The sequence below is a fragment of the Burkholderia sp. L27(2015) genome, from assembly GCF_009765705.1.
Classification (GTDB): domain Bacteria; phylum Pseudomonadota; class Gammaproteobacteria; order Burkholderiales; family Burkholderiaceae; genus LMUX01.
The window spans coordinates 34341-51820 of the sequence record NZ_LMUX01000016.1 but is presented as its reverse complement, the minus strand read 5'-3'; the positions used below and the strand labels follow the sequence as shown (position 1 = coordinate 51820).

The following is a 17480-nucleotide window of genomic DNA, read 5'->3' as shown; positions in this document are numbered from 1 at the left end:
CCCGAACTGCTCTAACTGACTACAATCCATTGACAGCACACAAGACAATCGCCAGCTCTATTTGCAGCGTCCGTAGGTATCTTCGAAGCGGATGATGTCGTCCTCTCCGAGGTAGCTGCCGGACTGAACCTCGATAATTTCGAGCGGCATCTTTCCCGGATTCTCGAGTCGGTGCCGCACGCCCAGCGGAATAAACGTCGACTCGTTCTCACTGAGCAGAAATTGCTCGTCGCCGCGCGTGACAAGCGCGGTACCGCACACCACCACCCAGTGTTCGGCGCGGTGATGATGCGACTGCAGCGAGAGCCGCGCTCCGGGCTGAACGACGATCCGTTTGACCTGGAAGCGCTCGCCGTGCTCGATGGAGTCGTAGAACCCCCACGGGCGGCGAACCTTGCGGTGGCTGTCGGCTTCCGGCGCGTGCTGCGCCTTGATACGCGCGACCAGGCCCTTGATGTCCTGGACCCGCGAGCGATCGGCCACCAGCACCGCATCGTCGGTCTCCACCACCACGATGTTGGTGGTCCCGACGCACGCGACCAGTCGTCCTTCCGAATGAGCGTAGCTCGACGTAGCGCCTTCGAAGACAACACGTCCGCGCGCGACGTTGCCCGATTCGTCCTTATCCATCGCGGCCCAAACCGCGTCCCACGAGCCGAGGTCGGACCAGCCCGCTTCGAGCGGCACCACAACGCCCTGGCAACCCGAGTCAGGATCGGTCAGACGCTCCATGACGGCATAGTCGATCGAGTCCGAGGGCGAGTGGGCGAATTGCTCGGCGTCCGGCCGTAAATAGGGGCCATCGGCGAGCGCGTGTTCGAGCGCCGCGAGGCAGGCTTCGTGCATTTCGGGCTGCATGCGTTTGAGCACGGCAAGCCACGTAGAAGCACGCAAAATGAAAATGCCGCTGTTCCACCAGTACATCTGCGACGCGACGTATTGCTCGGCCAACTCCGCCGCCGGCTTCTCGACGAAGCCCGCAATTTGATGCGCGCCGTCGTCCACGTCATCGTGCAGCTTGTCCCCCAAGCGGATATAGCCAAAGCCGGTATCGGCGCGCGTAGGCGGCACGCCGAGCGTGGCGATCGCGCCCATTTCGGCATAGCCCGCTGCGATACTGATCGCGTTTTGCAGCGCCTTGATATCGCCTATTGCGTGATCTGCAGGCATCACCACGAGGATCGCATCCTCGCCGTCGGCACAAGCCAGCGCGGCCGCAAGCGTTAATGCGGGCGCCGTGTCGCGACGCGCCGGCTCGACGACGATGCGTGCCTCGACGCCACTCGCGCGTAGTTGTTCAACCGTAATGAATCGATGTTCGTCGCCGCACACGATGATGGGCGCGCACGAGACTTCCCACGGGCTAGGAAAGCCCTCCATGCGATGCACGGTCGCTTGCAGCAGCGAGTCCGGCCCGACAACCCCGATCAGTTGCTTCGGAAAGTGCTCACGCGACATAGGCCAAAGCCGCGTTCCAGAGCCGCCTGCGAGCACAACTGGCACCACGCGTCGACACTGCACGCGAGTTTCCGAGCCCACACCCCGCTCAACCACACCCACCGCTTCGATCTTGTTTATCTTGTCATGCATTTTAGTAGTCCTATCTGAATACCTTTGGTACCCATCGTTGCCCACCAATCCAGTCATCGAATGGCAGTCGAGCCTGGACGAACCTACCGAACCGACGAAGTCGGGGTGACCCCGACTTCGTGACGCCTCATCTGCTTCCTGCCTGGTGTGTCTGTTCAGCCGCCTGCATCGCAGCGGCTTTGCCTCCGGTATTCGGTGGGTGAAATCAATAAACGTTTTCTGAAAATCTTGGCGAGTCGATCGCCATTGCCCATCCCGCTGCGGCGCGCAATTTTATCGACCGGCAATTCAGAGTCCGTAAGCAAGCTGCAGGTGACGGCGAGCCGCGCCTGCAATAAGTAATCCGACGGCGTGACGCCCATCTCGGTCTTGAAGCGCCGCAGAAAATTGCGCTCGCTCATGATGGCCACCTGCGCCGCCTCGACCACCGAAACCGGTCGCGCGCAATTTTCCTGCAACCACCGCGCCGCGGCACGAATCTTGTCGGCGGCGGCACCGCTGTCGCCGAGCAAAGGCTCGAGTTTGGCCGCGGACCCCGGCATCAGCCGCTCGGCAACGCGACGTGCCATCTCACGCCCCAGGTCGCGTTTGATCATGACCAGTGCCAGCTTCATCGATTCGTAGCGATCGCCCGAGTCGCTGCCGTGCTCGTCTTGACCGACATGAGTCATGACGGATCCGAAGCGCCCCTGCGGGTCGTGCTGATTGCGTATACCCGCCGCATCGAGCACCTTGCGACCTTCCGCGATCGATCTGACCGTGGCCGTATTGCTATGCACCTGGCGCAGCCAGCCGATGATCCGACCGTCACCCGCGGCCACGTCGGCACCTTTGCCGCCCGCGACGAAGAGCGCATCGAAGCCGACGTAGTGCCGCGCGTCGAGCCCATCGGTCCAGACGCGAACCGAGGACGAGCACGTCACGTGTCCGCCATCGGCCGACAAGAAGCGAACGTCATAGGCCGAGTCGTCGTTGGCGGACGCCGACAGCTCATTGGCGACATGGAACACTTCAGCCACAATGCCCGCCCCTAATAGAGAGAATCCGTCGAACAGCAAGATTGCGATCTTGCGCGCTTCACACCGCGCGCTTTTGTCTGGCACATGCAGCCATCCCATCACCGCTGACTCAAGATCGGCATAAGGCATCGTTTTCCCCTGAACATCGTTGGTCTGAGGGTCCCCGGACTGATCGGCCGTGGAGGGATCTCGAACATGCTCTCTCTTTGCAGTGCATCATAGGCACGCTTAACCTGCTTTAGGCGGCGCCGACCGATAGCGGCGAGATATTGGCGGAAAGATGGCGCCAGGTCTCTCGAACCCGCACTACGCCAGAGCAAAACAACCGCTGCTTTTTGCGCTCGCGCAGTGACAGAAATCGCTGCACTGCGGTTTCGCCAGTGCCGCGCGCTGTCGGTACGTAGCTCTATGCGAGGAGCGTGCCAGCAACCGCTGGGCCTTGATGGGATTGAGTTCCAGAAAATCCGAAATATTGGCGCACGAAAAGGCACCCCAAAACGTTTCACTATTGATAACGGCCGCGAGAAATTCATGGCGAACGCAGAGAAACGCATTGCCCGTGAAAAGGAAAAGAGCTCAAGCAGATAGCGGCGTTCGGGCATTTCAAGATGTGTGCGACGCCCGAAACAAGGTTTAATGCGTCGCAGCAATTCAGACGCCCGGTCGTTATTTTCTGGCCGAAAGCACGTCCAGAATGGCGTCAGATAAGGGTGTTGCTGTCGGATGTGAGAAGAAGAACGGAGCACGATCGGCGCATTCTTCGCTTTCGAAATTGCGTCATTCGCGAGACGGCATGGCGCTGCACGATCAACGACGCGCGCCTATCCCTCGTCAAACACGCGCGAGCCCCAGTCGGCGAAAGATGTTACGAAAATGAAACAAGCGAGAGTTGTTGTTAAATAGGGGACAGCGAACAGGATCGGTGAATTGCGCTGAATACAGGTGCATGCGGGTGCATGCGAGGTCCGCGTGAGACCGACGTGGACTCAACGCGAACGAAAGGACAAAGCGGACCCCATGCAGGTACTCCGATTTCTCGCCGACGGCCGGCGCCTAGTCGCTTGCCGCCAACGCTGGCGCGATCGGACCGGGTGTCCTATTCTCAGCTTTACTCCGACCGGGGTGAGTTAGCAGGTTAGATCCAAGCCGACTTGAGCGGATAAGTTCGCGGGTGAGTGATTCGGCGCCGCCGCGCTTGGTCGCAAGCACGTCCAACCCGCAAGAAAGGCCAACGGAGCATAACGCCATGAAGCGCTTCTCTACGACGACTTTCGCGGTGACCGGCGATTCTGTGCCCTCCGTTTTTGTGCCTTCCCTAAGCGTGCGCCGACTCAAGAGGATCGCGAGGTTCGTGATTGTCGCGCTGTCGACTTGCTGCATCGCCGCAGGATGCGGCGATAACGCGAACAGCGCCCCTCCCGCCAACGGCGCCACGAACACGGCAGCTCCCGGCGCACCAGGCTCGGTCGGTTCGCCGGATACCAGCGGTACATCGAGCGGTAGCAGTACCTCGCCCCAAATCGCAACATCGTTACCACCAGCGTCCACGCTTGCGATGACGTGCAGCCCGGCGTCCGCCCCCAGTCCCGCACCCTCGACAGGCGATCTGATAGCGGCCGACACGCCGGGCAGCGATGGCACCCGGATGTTCGGCGCGAACAAACCGTTCAAGCTCGCATTCACGACGCGCGCCAAATCGAGCGACACGCTCTCGTGGCAAATCGCGGACGCATGGAGCACCGTGCACGCAAGCGGACGCATCGCCGTGGTACCTGGTGCGAACGTGTGGACGCTGAATTGCACATCGGCGCTAGCCGGTTATTTTTCCGTTTCCGCCACGCTCGCCGCGCAAGGTGGAACCTTGATGGCGCGCGGCACGCGCCCCAATGGCATCGCTTCGTTCGGCATTCTGCCGGACCTCTCGCCGCTGCTGCCGGCGCTTGGCGAAGTCCGCAAGGATCTTCCCCGCTTCGGCGGTCAGGGCGCGGCCTACCTGCTACCGGGCCAGGATTGCTGTTCGGGGGACGGCTACCGCCCCCTCTACAAAGATCTGGGCCTTTCCTGGATCAACGACAACCGCAATTGGTATCTAATGGAACCCAACGGGCCGAATACGTTCGACCCGTCGGCCGATCACGTCTCGTCGTTCTTCAAGCAACCCGGTCTGCTGCGGCTCATCCAACTCGACGGGATCCCGGCCTGGGCCAGTCCTACGCATGAGATCACGCACAGCTATGCCCCGGCATCGCTGTCGGCTTACAAGTCGTTCATGAGCAAAGTGGGACAGGAATCGAATGCGGTCCGTGCCCGATATTTCCCCAATCAAACGAACAATTATTACCAGGTAACGTGGGAACCGGACTTCGGCGGCGGCCTTCCCTGGAAAGACACCGACGCCCACTTCGTGGATATGTACAAGGCCACCTGGCAGGGCATACACGCGACCGATCCGCATGCCGTCGTGATGGGTGTCACCAATGCGATCATGGCAACCAACACCGTGTGGCTCAAGCGTCTCGCGCCGCTGGGTATCGGCCAGTATCTAGACGGCGTAACCGCGCACGGATACTACGACGCAGGGACATCGCCATCGCATCCCCCGGAGCGGCTCGCCGACGACCCCGATCCCGCCGTGGCCGCCAACGCGCTGCCCGCCTCCACGCGCGCGCTCAGGCATGTCATGGCGGCCTATCTCAAGCCGGGCGCCAAGCTGTTCGTCACGGAAACCGGCACCAGCTATGACATCGGAACCTCGTACGGCCCAAACTATCCCAACGCGAACGTGCTCTACGCACAAGGCGCGGTAGCAGTGCGCACTCACTTGATCCTGCTTGGCGAAGGCGCGGATCTGACCTATGTGTTCTACATGTCCGATATACCGCCACCGCCCGGTTACGGAATTTTCTTTGACCTCGAGCATCCGCAAGGCGGTTACGGCCCCCACGATATCAGCCCCAAACCTGCTGCGCTGGCCGTGGCGGCTATGACCCGCATCATTGATGCCACGATCACGCTGGGGCCGATCCGCGGCACGCCGAAAGGCGTATATGCGTACGCGTTTCAGAAGACCGACGGTGGCAAGGTAATCAGCGCGCTATGGACGCATAACAATGCGGTGTGGAGCAGCAGTTCGGGTTTCAGCGCGACCTATAGCGTCCCCTACAGTTTGCAGGTGGACGCCCCGGGGACGTCGGGTACGGTGAGTGTGCTCGACATGATGGGCAATGCGTCGAACGTCGCCTATGCGAACGGTCGCGTGTCGCTCGCGCTGACCGAGGCACCGATCTATGTGATCGCCAACGATGCGGCGCTGGCCAAAGCCAATGCGACCACACCCGAGGGCTATGTCGCGCCTTGATCCGCCGCGCCCCTGGCCCGACGCGGCGATACTTCGGCGGTTTTCGACAGTACCTGGAACTCATTTCGCACACAGCAACGCGCTAGACTGATTTCACTCGTCGCGCATGCGTCGATCCCTCTCCATCCGGTCACTTCATGGCATCGCTGCATTAGCCAAGAAATATGTTTCGGAATACATAGGGTTACGACGAGCGGGGCGCTACCACGATCGAACGCCGTACATGTATCGACATACTTCCGACCTTCATCCGCCTTCACAAGGCACCGGATCCATGATGCTCAGCGACATTGAATTTCTCGACGTGGTTCGCCACACACCGCTCGTGGCAATCGACCTGATCGTAACCGATGGTCACCATCACGTCCTGGTCGGCCAGCGCCGCAACCGTCCCGCGCGCAACACCTGGTTCGTGCCCGGCGGGCGCATCATGAAGGACGAAACGCTGGACAGCGCGTTCACGCGTATCGTCAACGATGAACTGGGCATCCGGAGTTTGGAGCGCTCTGCGGCTCGCTTCTACGGCGTCTTCGAGCATCTTTATGTCGACAACTTCGCCGGCGAACCTGGCGTCTCGACGCACTACATCGTGTTGGCTTACGCCATCACCCTGAACGCCACCGCGCCGATCGGCCGCTTTCACCAGCACAGCGAGTACGCTTGGCTGCTTCCCACCGAACTGCTGATTCGCGACGACGTGCACGAGAATACCAAAGCCTATTTCCGCTGATCGCGCGCGAATACTCAAAATTACTCACGATTACTCGAACGTACTCGAAAACATCCACGAACCGTCGTCGTACCGCGTGTTGCCCGACGCGGAGATCGGCCGTGCGCTCAACTAGCGCGCACCCAAAAAAAATGGGCCCGCGGGAAACGGGCCCCAAGGACCATGGCGCGGACCGGGGGAGCCTCGCGCCATCTACTACAAGATCGCAAGCGACACAGAAAATCAAGGCCCGTCCGCGTATTTGCCCGATATCACCAGCACCTTGGCGGATTTTTCCTCTTCCGGCTTGATCTCACTTCGGCCGCTCTGCGGGGCCGCAACACGAACACCATTTCAAACCACTTGCTCGACCAGTTCTGCCGAAATATGGGTCGTTCCGAATCGCTCAATCAAATAGGCCTCGAAGGCCTGTTTCACTTCCGGGTGCCGTAATGCAAACTCGACCGTCGCTTTGAGATAACCGAGTTTGCTGCCGCAATCGAAGCGCTTGCCCCGGTAACGATAAGCCAGCACCTGCTCATGAGCCAGTAAGGACTGGATGGCATCGGTCAGCTGAATTTCGCCGCCGGCGCCGGGCTTTTGCGCGCGCAAGTGATCGAAGATGCCAGGCGTGAGCACATAGCGGCCCACCACGCCCAGGTTCGATGGCGCCTGCGCCGGTTCGGGCTTCTCGACCACGCCCGACATCTTGAAAACGCGTTCGTCCCATGCCCGGCCGTCGATCACGCCATAAGAGCGCGTCTCTTCCCGAAGAATTTCCTCGACACCGATCACCGAGCAATTGTAATGATCGAACACGGAGACCATCTGTTCGAGCACCGGCGGTTTTCCGTCGAGCAGATCGTCAGCGAGGATCACGGCGAACGGCTCGTCACCGATGATCCGCTCAGCGCACAACACTGCGTGACCCAGCCCAAGCGGCTCGGATTGACGCACGTAGAAGAAATCGACGTGGCTCGGTTTAATGCCTTGCACCAGGTCGAGCAATGCCTGTTTGCCGCGTGCTTGCAGCTCCATCTCGATTTCATACGACTTGTCGAAGTGGTCCTCGATCGCGCGTTTGCCGCGGCCGGTGATAAAGATCATTTCGGTCACACCCGCTGCAATGGCTTCTTCGACGGCGTATTGGATCAATGGTTTATCGACGATAGGCAACATCTCTTTGGGACTTGCCTTGGTTGCAGGAAGAAACCGCGTACCTAGCCCAGCGACAGGAAATACCGCTTTGTGTAGAGTTCGCACCTCGTCACCCCGGATCAGTTGAAGTTGAAGCCGATGCCCCAGGGTATGCCTCGCTGGTCGAATGGATCTGCCAACATCTCGCCCTTTTCCGACGAATGACTCTCGTCACTATCCTCGCCGCGTATGATGCGACGCAGAGGAGAAGTTTTTCGATCCTGTGGAATCCGCAACATTGATCGTTGCAGGGAGAGGCGAATCGCACAGATATGGCACCCATCCCACTCTCAGGCCCAGGCATGACCGGCCCCACGACCAAGTAACCCACATGGAAAAGCGCGTCGCTATTTTGATCTTCGACGATTTCTCATTAGTCGAAGTCAGTTCTATTGCCGAAGTCTTCTTTCTCGCGAACCAGTTGCAGAAGGAGCCCTCCAGCGATGGACTGCCCTACTCACTATTGTTCCTCTCAAGCGCGGGTGGCAGCGTGGCCAGCAGTTGCTCCATGCGCATCTGGACCGATAGCCTCGACACCCCCTGCCTCAACGACTGCGATGCGCTGTTTGTCGCAGGTGGCAAAGGCGCCCGGCAAGCCAAGGAAGACGACCATCTTCTGCAGCGCCTGCGCAGCATCGCGCCGAAGACTCGCATCGTCAAAGCCATAGGCGAAGGCACGGAAATCCTGGCGGCCGCCAACCTCTCGTTGCGAGGCGGTGCGCTGGATATGCGCGAGGGTGGGTCGTCGGGCGGCCCTCACATGAGCGCGCCGCAGATGTTGGTCTCGGCGCTGACGCTGGACGATCCCAAAGGACCGATCGCAGCAGCCCTTTCCGTGGTCAAGCGCGATTACGGCTCGTCCGTTGCGCGTGAGATTTCGGAGCGCTCGATTCCCGGCGCGTGGCGCAGGCTGAGCGCCGTGCTCGGCGATCTGGACGACGGCGGGGTGCGGCAGAAGATCGAAGCGGCAGCACGTTGGATACGCGAAAACTACGGTCGGCCGATCTCCGTGGCGGACGCTGCGCGTGTAGCGGCCATGAGCGAACGGAATTTTCTGCGTCGCTTCAAGGCGCAGGTTGGTCTCACGCCATCGGAATACCTATTGAGGGCGCGACTGGACGCAAGCTGCATGCTGCTCTCCGCCACCGACTTGCCCGTGGACAAGATCGCCCGCCGTTGCGGAACCTGGAGCGGCGACGGATTGGCGAAAATATTTCGAAAACGCTTATCGATTTCCCCTACTCAATACCGTCTCGCCGGCCGGCGTAAAAACGACACCGATTAACGCTAGTGCGAGCGGCACCGGTTGACGGTAGTCGAACGACACGGCGCCGAAAAAGAGACAGAGCAATGACGGATTGGGCGCCGGTGACAAACTTGGGCGACGCGGCATTGATGTTGCCGCTTGCGCTCGTCTGCGCACTTTGGATACGCGCCGCCGACAAGTCGGAGGCAGTGCGGTGGGTACTCGCGATTTCGATCGGGATGGCGCTGGTAGGCCTGGTCAAATTCCTCCATGCCGGTTGTGGTACCGAAATTCGCGTGCTGCACTTCCGGGTGATCAGCGGCCATACGATGCTGTCATCGGCCATATGGACCGTCACGATCGCGTTGCTGCTAGGCAGTGCGAACACCCGATGGTGGCAATTCGGGGCATCGCTGGGCTTGTTGCTCAGCGCCGCAATCGGTGTCGGGCGAGTTTTCGAACACGCTCACACGCCGATCGAAGTCCTGGCCGGCTGGCTTTTGGGGGGCACGATCGCACTCGTCTTTCTGCGCCATTTTTTCAGGCTGCCCCGCACGCTGCCGCACCCGCGCATCGCCGCCATAGGCTTGCTGGCCGTCTCATCGATCGCATACGGCCATCACGCACCGATCCAAAGCCTCATCGTGCATTACTCTGCGTGGCTGTGTCGTTGGATCGAATTTTGAACCGATCTCGCCACGCAAGCACATCTGCTTTGCATGACGTATGACTACCTTCCGACTTACCATCTCGTTGCAATCGCTCAAATGCGCTTGAATTTGGCGGGCGAACGCTATCGTGCTCCGTCTACACTAACTACGCCGTCTGAAATCAAAGATAAGACTCGAATCGGCTAGTCAGACGCCGGGCGTTTCGATCCGGCAGCGAGGTCGGCTGAACTCTTTCAACGGGATTGGCTTGGATTGAGCAAGATACCGCGGACCAAGCCGCCGGGAACCTGCGAATACTCTTATGTCGACTACGCAGCCTCATGATTCACGGCGATTCACAAGGGCTACTGACGTTTGCGACGCGAGCGGCGGCGTTCGAAAGCTTTGCGCGACTGCGAGCTTGGAACCCCAAGCGCACGGAATCGTTCCACAAAGATGGGCTCGTTCGATGAACATTTTGAAAGATCCTGATCTGACCACCTCGGGCTTGGCGCGCGCCGGGGCCATTGCCGCGGCGGCCGCGCCTTTGGTATCAAGCAGTGCCGGCGGCGCACATTCCATTTTTCACGAAAAATGGTGGCTGGACATTGCGACCGAAGGTGAGTGGAAGATGGCGCGTGTACTACGCGGCAAGGAGGTGCTCGGCGAAATGCCTTACGCTATTGCCCGCGTGGGCATGTGGCGCGTGTCGCATCTGCCGCCGTTGACCCGCACGCTGGGTCCGGTCATCAAGCCTCTGGGGGGCAGCCCCAGCCAGGAACAATGTCACCGCCTGAACATCACCACGCAGCTCATCGAGCAACTGCCTCATTTCGACAGTTTTTTTCAAGTATTCGACCCGCGCATCGAGGAAGCGCTTTCGTTCGCGTTGCAAGGTTTTTCGATTTCGGCGCGCTACACCTATCGGATCGCGCCGGATTGTCCTCAGAAAGAGGCGTGGGCGCGGTTGCGCGGCAAGACCCGCAGCCTGATCCGCAGCGCAGACAAAAACCTGACCGTAGCGCCGATCGATGCCACGACCGAGTTCCTGAATTTTTACGAAGCCAACCTCGCCGCGCGCTCGATCCGCAATGCCTATGGATCGAGCATCATGAGCCGCCTGGTGTGCGAGTTCGTTCACAGAGGTGTTGGGCAACTGCTGGGCGCATATGACCGCAACGGTAAGCTGGTGGCGGCCATTGGCCTCGTCTGGGATCAGCATGCCATGTATTACCTACTTTCGACGCGTGCCCAAGGCAGCGATAGCGGATCGATCAGCCTATTGCTTTGGACCGCGCTGCAGGCAGCGCTCGAGCGTGGGCTAACCTTCGACTTCGACGGGTTTTCCAGCCCCGCCACCTTCAAATTTCTTTCGGGGTTTGGCGGCACACTGAAGCAGCGGCTCGGTGTGGAACGTTTGGGCACCGTGTATTCCGTGGCCAGGACGCTGAAGCGCCGCGTGGTGACCCGCGAAGGCGCTTCGTTCACCCCCAATATGTAGCTAGCGTACGTCGCGGGTGCGACCGGCGGTGCCTGTGAGCGATTCCGCGAGGTCGATGAGATTTTCCGCGAACAATAGCGGCGTCCAATTTCGGATCAACGACACGGCGTTATGGGCGAAGCGTTTGCGTAACGCGGTGTCGCTCCCCAGTAGCCGGATCCTGTGCGTCAGGGTCGCCACGTCCCCAGGTTCAACGACAAAACCGTTGATATCGTCGAGTACCAGTTCATCGGCTACGCCGCAGGTTCGCGTCACGATGGCCGGCTTGCCCGCAGCAAACGCCTCGTTGATGCATAGGCCCCATTGATCGAACTGACTGGCGAGCACCACGAATTCGGCGCAGGCATAGAGACCGGGCATTTCCTGATTTGCCACGGAACTCAGAATAACGACCCGGCTTTCCAAGCCAAGCCGCCGGATCTGCTCCAACACCTTCTGTTCGTCGGGCCCCTGCCCCACCAGCACCAGCGATACATCGGCCACGTCCAGGCCCGATTTGGCATAGGCCTCGATGACCAGATCGACGTTCTTGCGCTCGACGAACCGGCTCACGCACAGGACATATCGCTGCGGCAGTTGGTGACGCGCGCGCACCTCGTCCGCATTCGCACTGGCCGCACGCGACATCCTGGCGAAATACTCGACATCGATGACATCGAAACCGACCCGCGAACGCTCCATCGGAATGCCTAGGGACCGGGCATAGGCACGATGTTTTTCACCCGCGACCAACGCCCCGTCGAAGCGCGAGACCAGTTGACGCTTGAGCATCTCCTTGACGGTGTTGCGCCGGCCGTCGTCGGCTTTGGAATCGGACATGTAGATCAACGAAAAACGTTGCAATGCCATTTTCAGCAGACAGAGGCAGATCGAATAGCTCGTGCTGTAGCCCAGCGTCACGACCACATCGGGCTTGAATTTTCGCACGACCGCGCACAACCGCAGGCTGACCTTGAGACTGTGGCCGTCCGCTTCTCCGGCATCGGCTAGCAGCGTGACCGTATGCGCCGGACGATCGCTGAAAAATTTCTCCCGACGATCCTGGGGAAACTCATAAACGCCGGATTTTCCGAACACTTCGACCAGCGACACGTCGTCGCCTCGACTCGATGCGAGCCTGACGAGCGCTTCATATCGCGGCACGTGGTAATCGCCTAGGTTGCCGATGACGAACAGGATACGCATAGGAATATCGAACGATTCGAATTGCTGATTGCTGGACGCTCGGAAAAGATAGACCCGTATCTGCCCCGGATACAAAACGGGTACGGACTGGATACTAGCCGGGTATTAGACGACGACAAGACCACTACAAGCCGCGGCATCCCGATCTATCGTGAAAAATCTAACGATTGAAAAACGTAATGACTGCAATGCGGGCCCTTTTTTCGCACAGCGTTCGGCGATTATAAGCACGCTGACCCTACGACCCTGGGTGTTGGCGCTTAACAGCGAGGCTTTGGCGGGCGTGCCGAGCGGGGTTACGTCCGTGCATACGCCTGTACATATGCCTGTGCGCCATGGCTAAATTGATCCGACGCTTCAGGCTAACCTCATTAGTCAGTGCTGCACAACAATTTATTTATGCGGCGCGCCCGATCCCGCATTGTTCCGCGCAGTTGTTGCGCATACGCATCTGTGCCGCAAGCGTCGCTATCCCAGGATAGCCAGGAAGCTCCGTGCATTTTCGTAAGCGAAACAAGATGAATTTACGCGTGACAAAAAAGGGCTCTATTCCTGACTCGTCCCCCGACGGGTTGGCTCGCACTTTTTATTTACCCGAAATGGACGGCCCTCGATCAAAACGTTTCATCCGTGCAAAGAATGCGATGGACAGGCCATCTCATATTCACGAGAGCGTGCTATTTCACCTTTTTTTGAGCAAAGGCACATAGGAGGACGAAGGCACTTCCATCTGCACATACTTTTTCTTTCTACTGGTGTATAAGAAAATGACAATGCCGCCTCGCGAGAGGGACGTTCAGAGCTTTGCAGCATCGGAGTTTCGTCGAGTCCAGCGTTGCAGCGGTGAGGCGTAGTTGTCTAACAAATCGATCGCGCCCCGGACTTGCGAACCAAATGTAAACGAAGACAGAAGGGCCCGTGTGATGAACGAAGAATTTCTGGGACATCTGCTTTACGTGTCGTGCACTCCCGATCCCCAAGTGCAGGATTTACTCGCCGAACGTGGCTGGACCGTGTCGACTGTCGAATCGCTACGAGATGGCCAACGGCTGCTCGCCAAGGAACCCATCACCGTCGGACTGTTCGATTTCAGCAGTGGTTATACCGTGCAGCAGATCGCAGCATTCGAGACGATGTTTACCGCCCCGCGCGTCGGCTGGGTTATTACGCTATCCGAAGCGCAACTCGCGCAACCGATGGTGCGCCGGCTGATTCGCCTCTATTTTCTCGACTTCGCAATACTCCCCTGCCCGGCGCGGCGCATCGTCGGCTCCATCGGCCACGCGCACGGCATGATCACGCTAGACCAGAGCGCGGCAGAGCTTGCCCCCGCCGACGATACCGAAATGATAGGCACATGCGATGCCATGCTGTCCATGTTTCGCTCGATCGGCAAAGTCGCCCAAACCGACGCCCCGGTGCTGGTCTATGGCGAGTCGGGCACCGGCAAGGAATTGACCGCGGCCTCGATTCATCGACGCTCGATCCGCAGGAAAGGGCCGTTCGTCACGATCAATTGCGGCGCGATTCCGCATACGCTGCTGCAATCCGAGTTGTTCGGCTACGAACGCGGCGCATTCACCGGCGCGCATCAGCAAAAAATAGGGCATGTAGAAGCCGCTCATGGCGGCACGCTATTTCTCGACGAAATCGGCGACCTGCCCCTGGAGAGCCAAGTCAGTTTTCTGCGCTTTTTGCAAGAGCGCAAGATCCAGCGCCTGGGCTCTCACGAACACATTCCTGTTGACGTAAGGGTCATCTCCGCGACCCACGCGAACCTGGAAGATGCCGTGCGCGCGGGAACATTTCGCGCCGATCTGTACCACCGGCTTTGCGTGCTGCGCCTGGAGGAGCCGCCGTTGCGCTCGCGTGGCAAGGATATCGAGATCCTGGCGCGTCACACGCTGGAGCGTTACCGGGCCGACAGTCCAAGGCGCATCCGCGGATTCTCCGAGGCGGCGCTCGAAGCGATGTACAGCTACCATTGGCCGGGCAATATTCGCGAACTGATCAACCGGGTGCGGCGCGCCATCGTCATGACCGAGGGCCGTGTGATTACGCCGGCTGATCTGGAACTGGAACATTGCGTGGACGATAGGGTCGGCACGCTGGTCGATGCCCGCGAGGCCGCCGAACGGCACGCGATCGAAGATGCGCTGCTGCGCCACAACAGCCGCCTCAACCAGGTCGCTCAGGAACTCGGTGTCTCGCGTGCCACGCTGTACCGGCTGATGCAGACGCACGGCTTGCGTGCTCGTGCGTCTCATCCGACGCCCGGCATGTCGACTGACACGAACGGCTGTGGCCATGCGACGGGCATCAAGGGCGATGGGGCGGAACTGCACGACGCGGAGCTGCATCATGCCAAGGCGGCCGGCATGGATCGCCCCGCAGACGTCTATCTGAACGCGCTCAGCGGCTGGAAAAAGCCGTAAGCACTCGCGCGCAGCCAAGTCGGGAAGAGACTCGGCCGCGGTTTGCGGCCGAGAACCGTGTCAGGTCATGCCCAGGCGATCGATGAGATGATGTGGGCCAGGTGCGTCGAAGTCCTGCGCGTCTTCGCGCGCCGCGTGGACCGTTGCCCGCTCCCGCAGCCCCCCGCTTTGCGCCTGTCCTCTCGCCATGCCGACGCAGGACGCGCCATGATCCAGCAAGGACCCGACCGCCTTGCGAAAGCCTAGGCTCTCGCACAATACCTCCAGATGCGCCGAGACATTGATATGTATCGGATGATCGGGCCAGACGGTTTGCACCGCAGCCAGGGCGTGGGTCATGAGCAGGTCGCGTGTATCGTCGTCACGCCGTTTCGAGACCGTCAAAAGCTTGTCGATGACGACCTCGGGCTCCTGCTCGTTGCCGGGCAGCAGGCGTGCGTAGGCAACGACCTGCGGCGATCCGCCGTCCGATTCAAGTCCGAATATGTGTAATGCCCCCTGATCTTTGTCATCGATGTCGAGATGGATATGCGCGTATTCGACTACGAACACGGCACTGCGCGCACGCAAAATCGAGTACAACTCGTGCGTCGACAGGTGCTTGAACTCACTGCATTTCCATTCCATGGATATCTCCCCGTAGCCTAGTCGTCACCGAGTACACACTGGCGTCGCGGCATCGTTCGGGCATGTGCGTTGCGGCCGATTGACGAGTGCGACGACTTAACCTTAGGCCCCACGCACCCCCCCCTCTGTTCGGCAGCGTACCCTTTGCGCGCTTGTGCGCAGCCACCTTCCGACACCTTATCGAGCCTCGCTGCGCGTCTCGCATGCAGGCCCACGATGCGGACGATTCTGCAATGGCGTCGCGCTCAAATGGCCCCTCATTTGGCCTCGATGACGTCGCCCATTGCGTCCTTCGTTGCGGCCTTTGTTGTGTCCTGCGTCGCGGCCTTGGTTGCCTCTCGGTTGCGTCCTCAAAGGCCGCATTCTCATGGCTGAAACGTTTTCGCTCGGGGCGTGCGAGCGACTTGGCTCGCTTGGCAAAGGGGGCCAAGTCGGTGTTGTCATCCATCGGTTGAGGATTGTCAAAACTTTGCCATGCTCAACACGGCTAACCGAGCGATTTGAACGCGAACGCTTTTCCGATACGCGCCGGGACAAATATTCGGTGCCTCAGTTCTGAGACGTTTCCGATCATATCGACGTCTTCCCGATCCGAACCGCGACGATGCATTTTCCAAACAGCCGGTCCTACGGTCTTGGCACGGATATCGCTATATCTATCGCACGCAGGCAGCGACTGGCGCTGCAGGCGAGCCGCAATAGCAAAAAGACGTTTGCGTCACGCGTACCGAAGCCCGGCACGGGCAATGACACCGCAGACGGCCCCTTGATTCGATGCTCGGTCACTTAGACTTTATTGGACCGGCAAACTGGCGGAAACGATCATGCTGAACTCTCATGACGATGTGGTTCAAAACCATCTACTGGCGGCGTTATCGACATCCGAGCTTCGATCTCTTACACCCCACCTTCGCCCTGTCCAGTTGAAATGCGGGCAGCTCTTGTCGGACGCGGGCCAGCCGATCAAAGTGGTGTATTTCCCCACCACAGCCGTGATCTCATTGCTCTGCTTGATGAAAGACGGCGCGAGTGTGGAAGTGGCCGCAGTCGGTCGCGAGGGCGTCGCCGGCGTGCCCGTGCTCACGGGCGGTAACGCAATGCCCAGCCGCATTGAAGTTTCCAGTAGCGGCTACGGCTTTGCGATGAACGCACAGCAGTTCAAGATCGAATTCGAACGATCGCATTCGATCAATCGCCTGATGCTGCTTTATATCCAGGCGCTGATGACACAAATTGCCCAGAGCGCGCTGTGCAATCGTCGTCATTCCGTGGACGAGCAACTGTGTCGCTGGTTGCTATTGGCCCACGATCGCATGCAGGCGAATGACCTGGTCACGACGCAGCAGATGATTGCCTATACGCTGGGCGTACGTCGCGAAGGCGTGACCGAGGCGGCAGGAAAACTCGAGGCGGCAGGGCTGATACAGCGGGGCCGTGGGCATATCACGGTACTTGATCGGGAAGGCCTCAAGCGGCGGACCTGCGATTGCTACGGCATTATCAAGGGCGAATTCCAAAGGCTGCTACCGCGGCAACCGGAAGCCGCACACCCGAGCCCCTGCGTGACCTCGCGCGTGGTGGTTCCGATTCCCGACTACCATCAGCAAATGCACGCCATGTGATCGCGGGCGGTATCAAAAAACCCCAATAGCCGTTGTCGGGCTATTGGGGTGTCGTTGCCATAACTTCTCGCGAAGCAACTTTGAAGACCACGTGCGTACGTCGGCTATCGACCTCCCTAGCCGCGCGCCAAAATCATCAAAGCCTGCAAGTTCGCGTATCGAAGTAGTTCGAGTTCTTGCCGCGATACCTCGCCAAGCAGCGGGCCATTGTAAAAACTACCGATGGAAAAGCCGGTGCTGGCGTGCGAACCTGAAAAACCCAATGCACGATTGGCGGCCTGTGTGCTGGTGCGGGCTTGTGTAGCGGTATGTTGGGTAGTCATAGGTTTCCTCTTTTTTTG

Annotated in this window: 14 protein-coding genes; 8 read left to right on the top strand and 6 right to left on the bottom strand. The window is 59.7% G+C overall.

Annotation, left to right across the window (positions count from 1 at the left end):
• Positions 1 to 57: 57 nt before the first annotated feature.
• Both GSQ77_RS08175 and GSQ77_RS08170 read right to left on the bottom strand, forming a co-directional pair.
• Entirely contained in the window at positions 58 to 1590 is a 1533-nt protein-coding gene (locus tag GSQ77_RS08175) for a mannose-1-phosphate guanylyltransferase/mannose-6-phosphate isomerase (RefSeq protein ID WP_158900922.1), read from the bottom strand.
• Positions 1591 to 1745: 155 nt separating this feature from the next.
• A complete protein-coding gene (locus GSQ77_RS08170) occupies positions 1746 to 2738 on the bottom strand; it encodes a GlxA family transcriptional regulator (protein WP_158900920.1) in 993 nt (330 codons plus the stop codon).
• A 219-nt stretch (positions 2739 to 2957) separates the two neighbouring features.
• On the opposite strand from GSQ77_RS08170, the gene GSQ77_RS08165 reads away from it, so the two are divergent.
• From GSQ77_RS08165 to GSQ77_RS08155, 3 genes are all read left to right on the top strand, one after another.
• Positions 2958 to 3197 (top strand): hypothetical protein, encoded by a 240-nt coding sequence (locus GSQ77_RS08165; RefSeq protein WP_158900918.1) that lies wholly within the window; start codon positions 2958 to 2960, stop codon positions 3195 to 3197.
• Between the two features lie 658 nt (positions 3198 to 3855).
• Positions 3856 to 5967 carry a hypothetical protein gene (locus GSQ77_RS08160; RefSeq protein WP_254067521.1) on the top strand — a complete coding sequence of 704 codons (2112 nt, stop codon included), beginning with the start codon at positions 3856 to 3858 and terminating at the stop codon, positions 5965 to 5967.
• Between the two features lie 277 nt (positions 5968 to 6244).
• Positions 6245 to 6697 carry a GDP-mannose mannosyl hydrolase gene (locus tag GSQ77_RS08155; RefSeq protein WP_158900916.1) on the top strand — a complete coding sequence of 151 codons (453 nt, stop codon included), beginning with the start codon at positions 6245 to 6247 and terminating at the stop codon, positions 6695 to 6697.
• 333 nt (positions 6698 to 7030) lie between these two features.
• Here GSQ77_RS08155 and galU read toward each other — a convergent pair whose 3' ends face one another.
• A complete protein-coding gene (gene galU, locus GSQ77_RS08150) occupies positions 7031 to 7939 on the bottom strand; it encodes a UTP--glucose-1-phosphate uridylyltransferase GalU (RefSeq protein ID WP_158900914.1) in 909 nt (302 codons plus the stop codon).
• 265 nt (positions 7940 to 8204) lie between these two features.
• Between galU and GSQ77_RS08145 the strand changes: the two genes are divergently transcribed.
• The 3 genes from GSQ77_RS08145 (at position 8205) to GSQ77_RS08135 (ending at position 11270) form a co-directional block, all read left to right on the top strand.
• Positions 8205 to 9158: a GlxA family transcriptional regulator gene (locus GSQ77_RS08145; protein WP_158900912.1), complete on the top strand. Its 954-nt coding sequence runs from the start codon at positions 8205 to 8207 to the stop codon at positions 9156 to 9158.
• A 65-nt stretch (positions 9159 to 9223) separates the two neighbouring features.
• Positions 9224 to 9805: a phosphatase PAP2 family protein gene (locus GSQ77_RS08140; RefSeq protein ID WP_158900910.1), complete on the top strand. Its 582-nt coding sequence runs from the start codon at positions 9224 to 9226 to the stop codon at positions 9803 to 9805.
• A gap of 433 nt (positions 9806 to 10238) precedes the next feature.
• Positions 10239 to 11270, top strand: a complete 1032-nt coding sequence (locus GSQ77_RS08135; RefSeq protein ID WP_158900908.1) for a GNAT family N-acetyltransferase — start codon at positions 10239 to 10241, stop codon at positions 11268 to 11270.
• On the opposite strand, the gene GSQ77_RS08130 is transcribed toward GSQ77_RS08135, so the two are convergent.
• The gene (locus GSQ77_RS08130; RefSeq protein WP_158900906.1) at positions 11271 to 12455 is read right to left on the bottom strand and encodes a glycosyltransferase family 4 protein; all 1185 of its coding nucleotides are present in this window, start codon (positions 12453 to 12455) and stop codon (positions 11271 to 11273) included.
• Between the two features lie 923 nt (positions 12456 to 13378).
• Here GSQ77_RS08130 and GSQ77_RS08125 point away from each other — a divergent pair.
• Complete coding sequence (locus GSQ77_RS08125; RefSeq protein WP_158900904.1) at positions 13379 to 14890, top strand: sigma-54 dependent transcriptional regulator; 1512 nt, start codon at positions 13379 to 13381, stop codon at positions 14888 to 14890.
• 60 nt (positions 14891 to 14950) lie between these two features.
• Here the strand turns inward: GSQ77_RS08125 and GSQ77_RS08120 are convergent, their stop codons facing one another.
• Positions 14951 to 15517, bottom strand: a complete 567-nt coding sequence (locus tag GSQ77_RS08120; RefSeq protein ID WP_158900902.1) for a drug:proton antiporter — start codon at positions 15515 to 15517, stop codon at positions 14951 to 14953.
• 824 nt (positions 15518 to 16341) lie between these two features.
• Here GSQ77_RS08120 and GSQ77_RS08115 point away from each other — a divergent pair.
• On the top strand, positions 16342 to 17139 hold the full coding sequence (locus GSQ77_RS08115; RefSeq protein WP_158900900.1) for a Crp/Fnr family transcriptional regulator: 798 nt from the start codon (positions 16342 to 16344) through the stop codon (positions 17137 to 17139).
• A gap of 116 nt (positions 17140 to 17255) precedes the next feature.
• Here the strand turns inward: GSQ77_RS08115 and GSQ77_RS08110 are convergent, their stop codons facing one another.
• A complete protein-coding gene (locus GSQ77_RS08110) occupies positions 17256 to 17462 on the bottom strand; it encodes a hypothetical protein (protein ID WP_158900898.1) in 207 nt (68 codons plus the stop codon).
• Between the last annotated feature and the right edge of the window lie 18 nt (positions 17463 to 17480).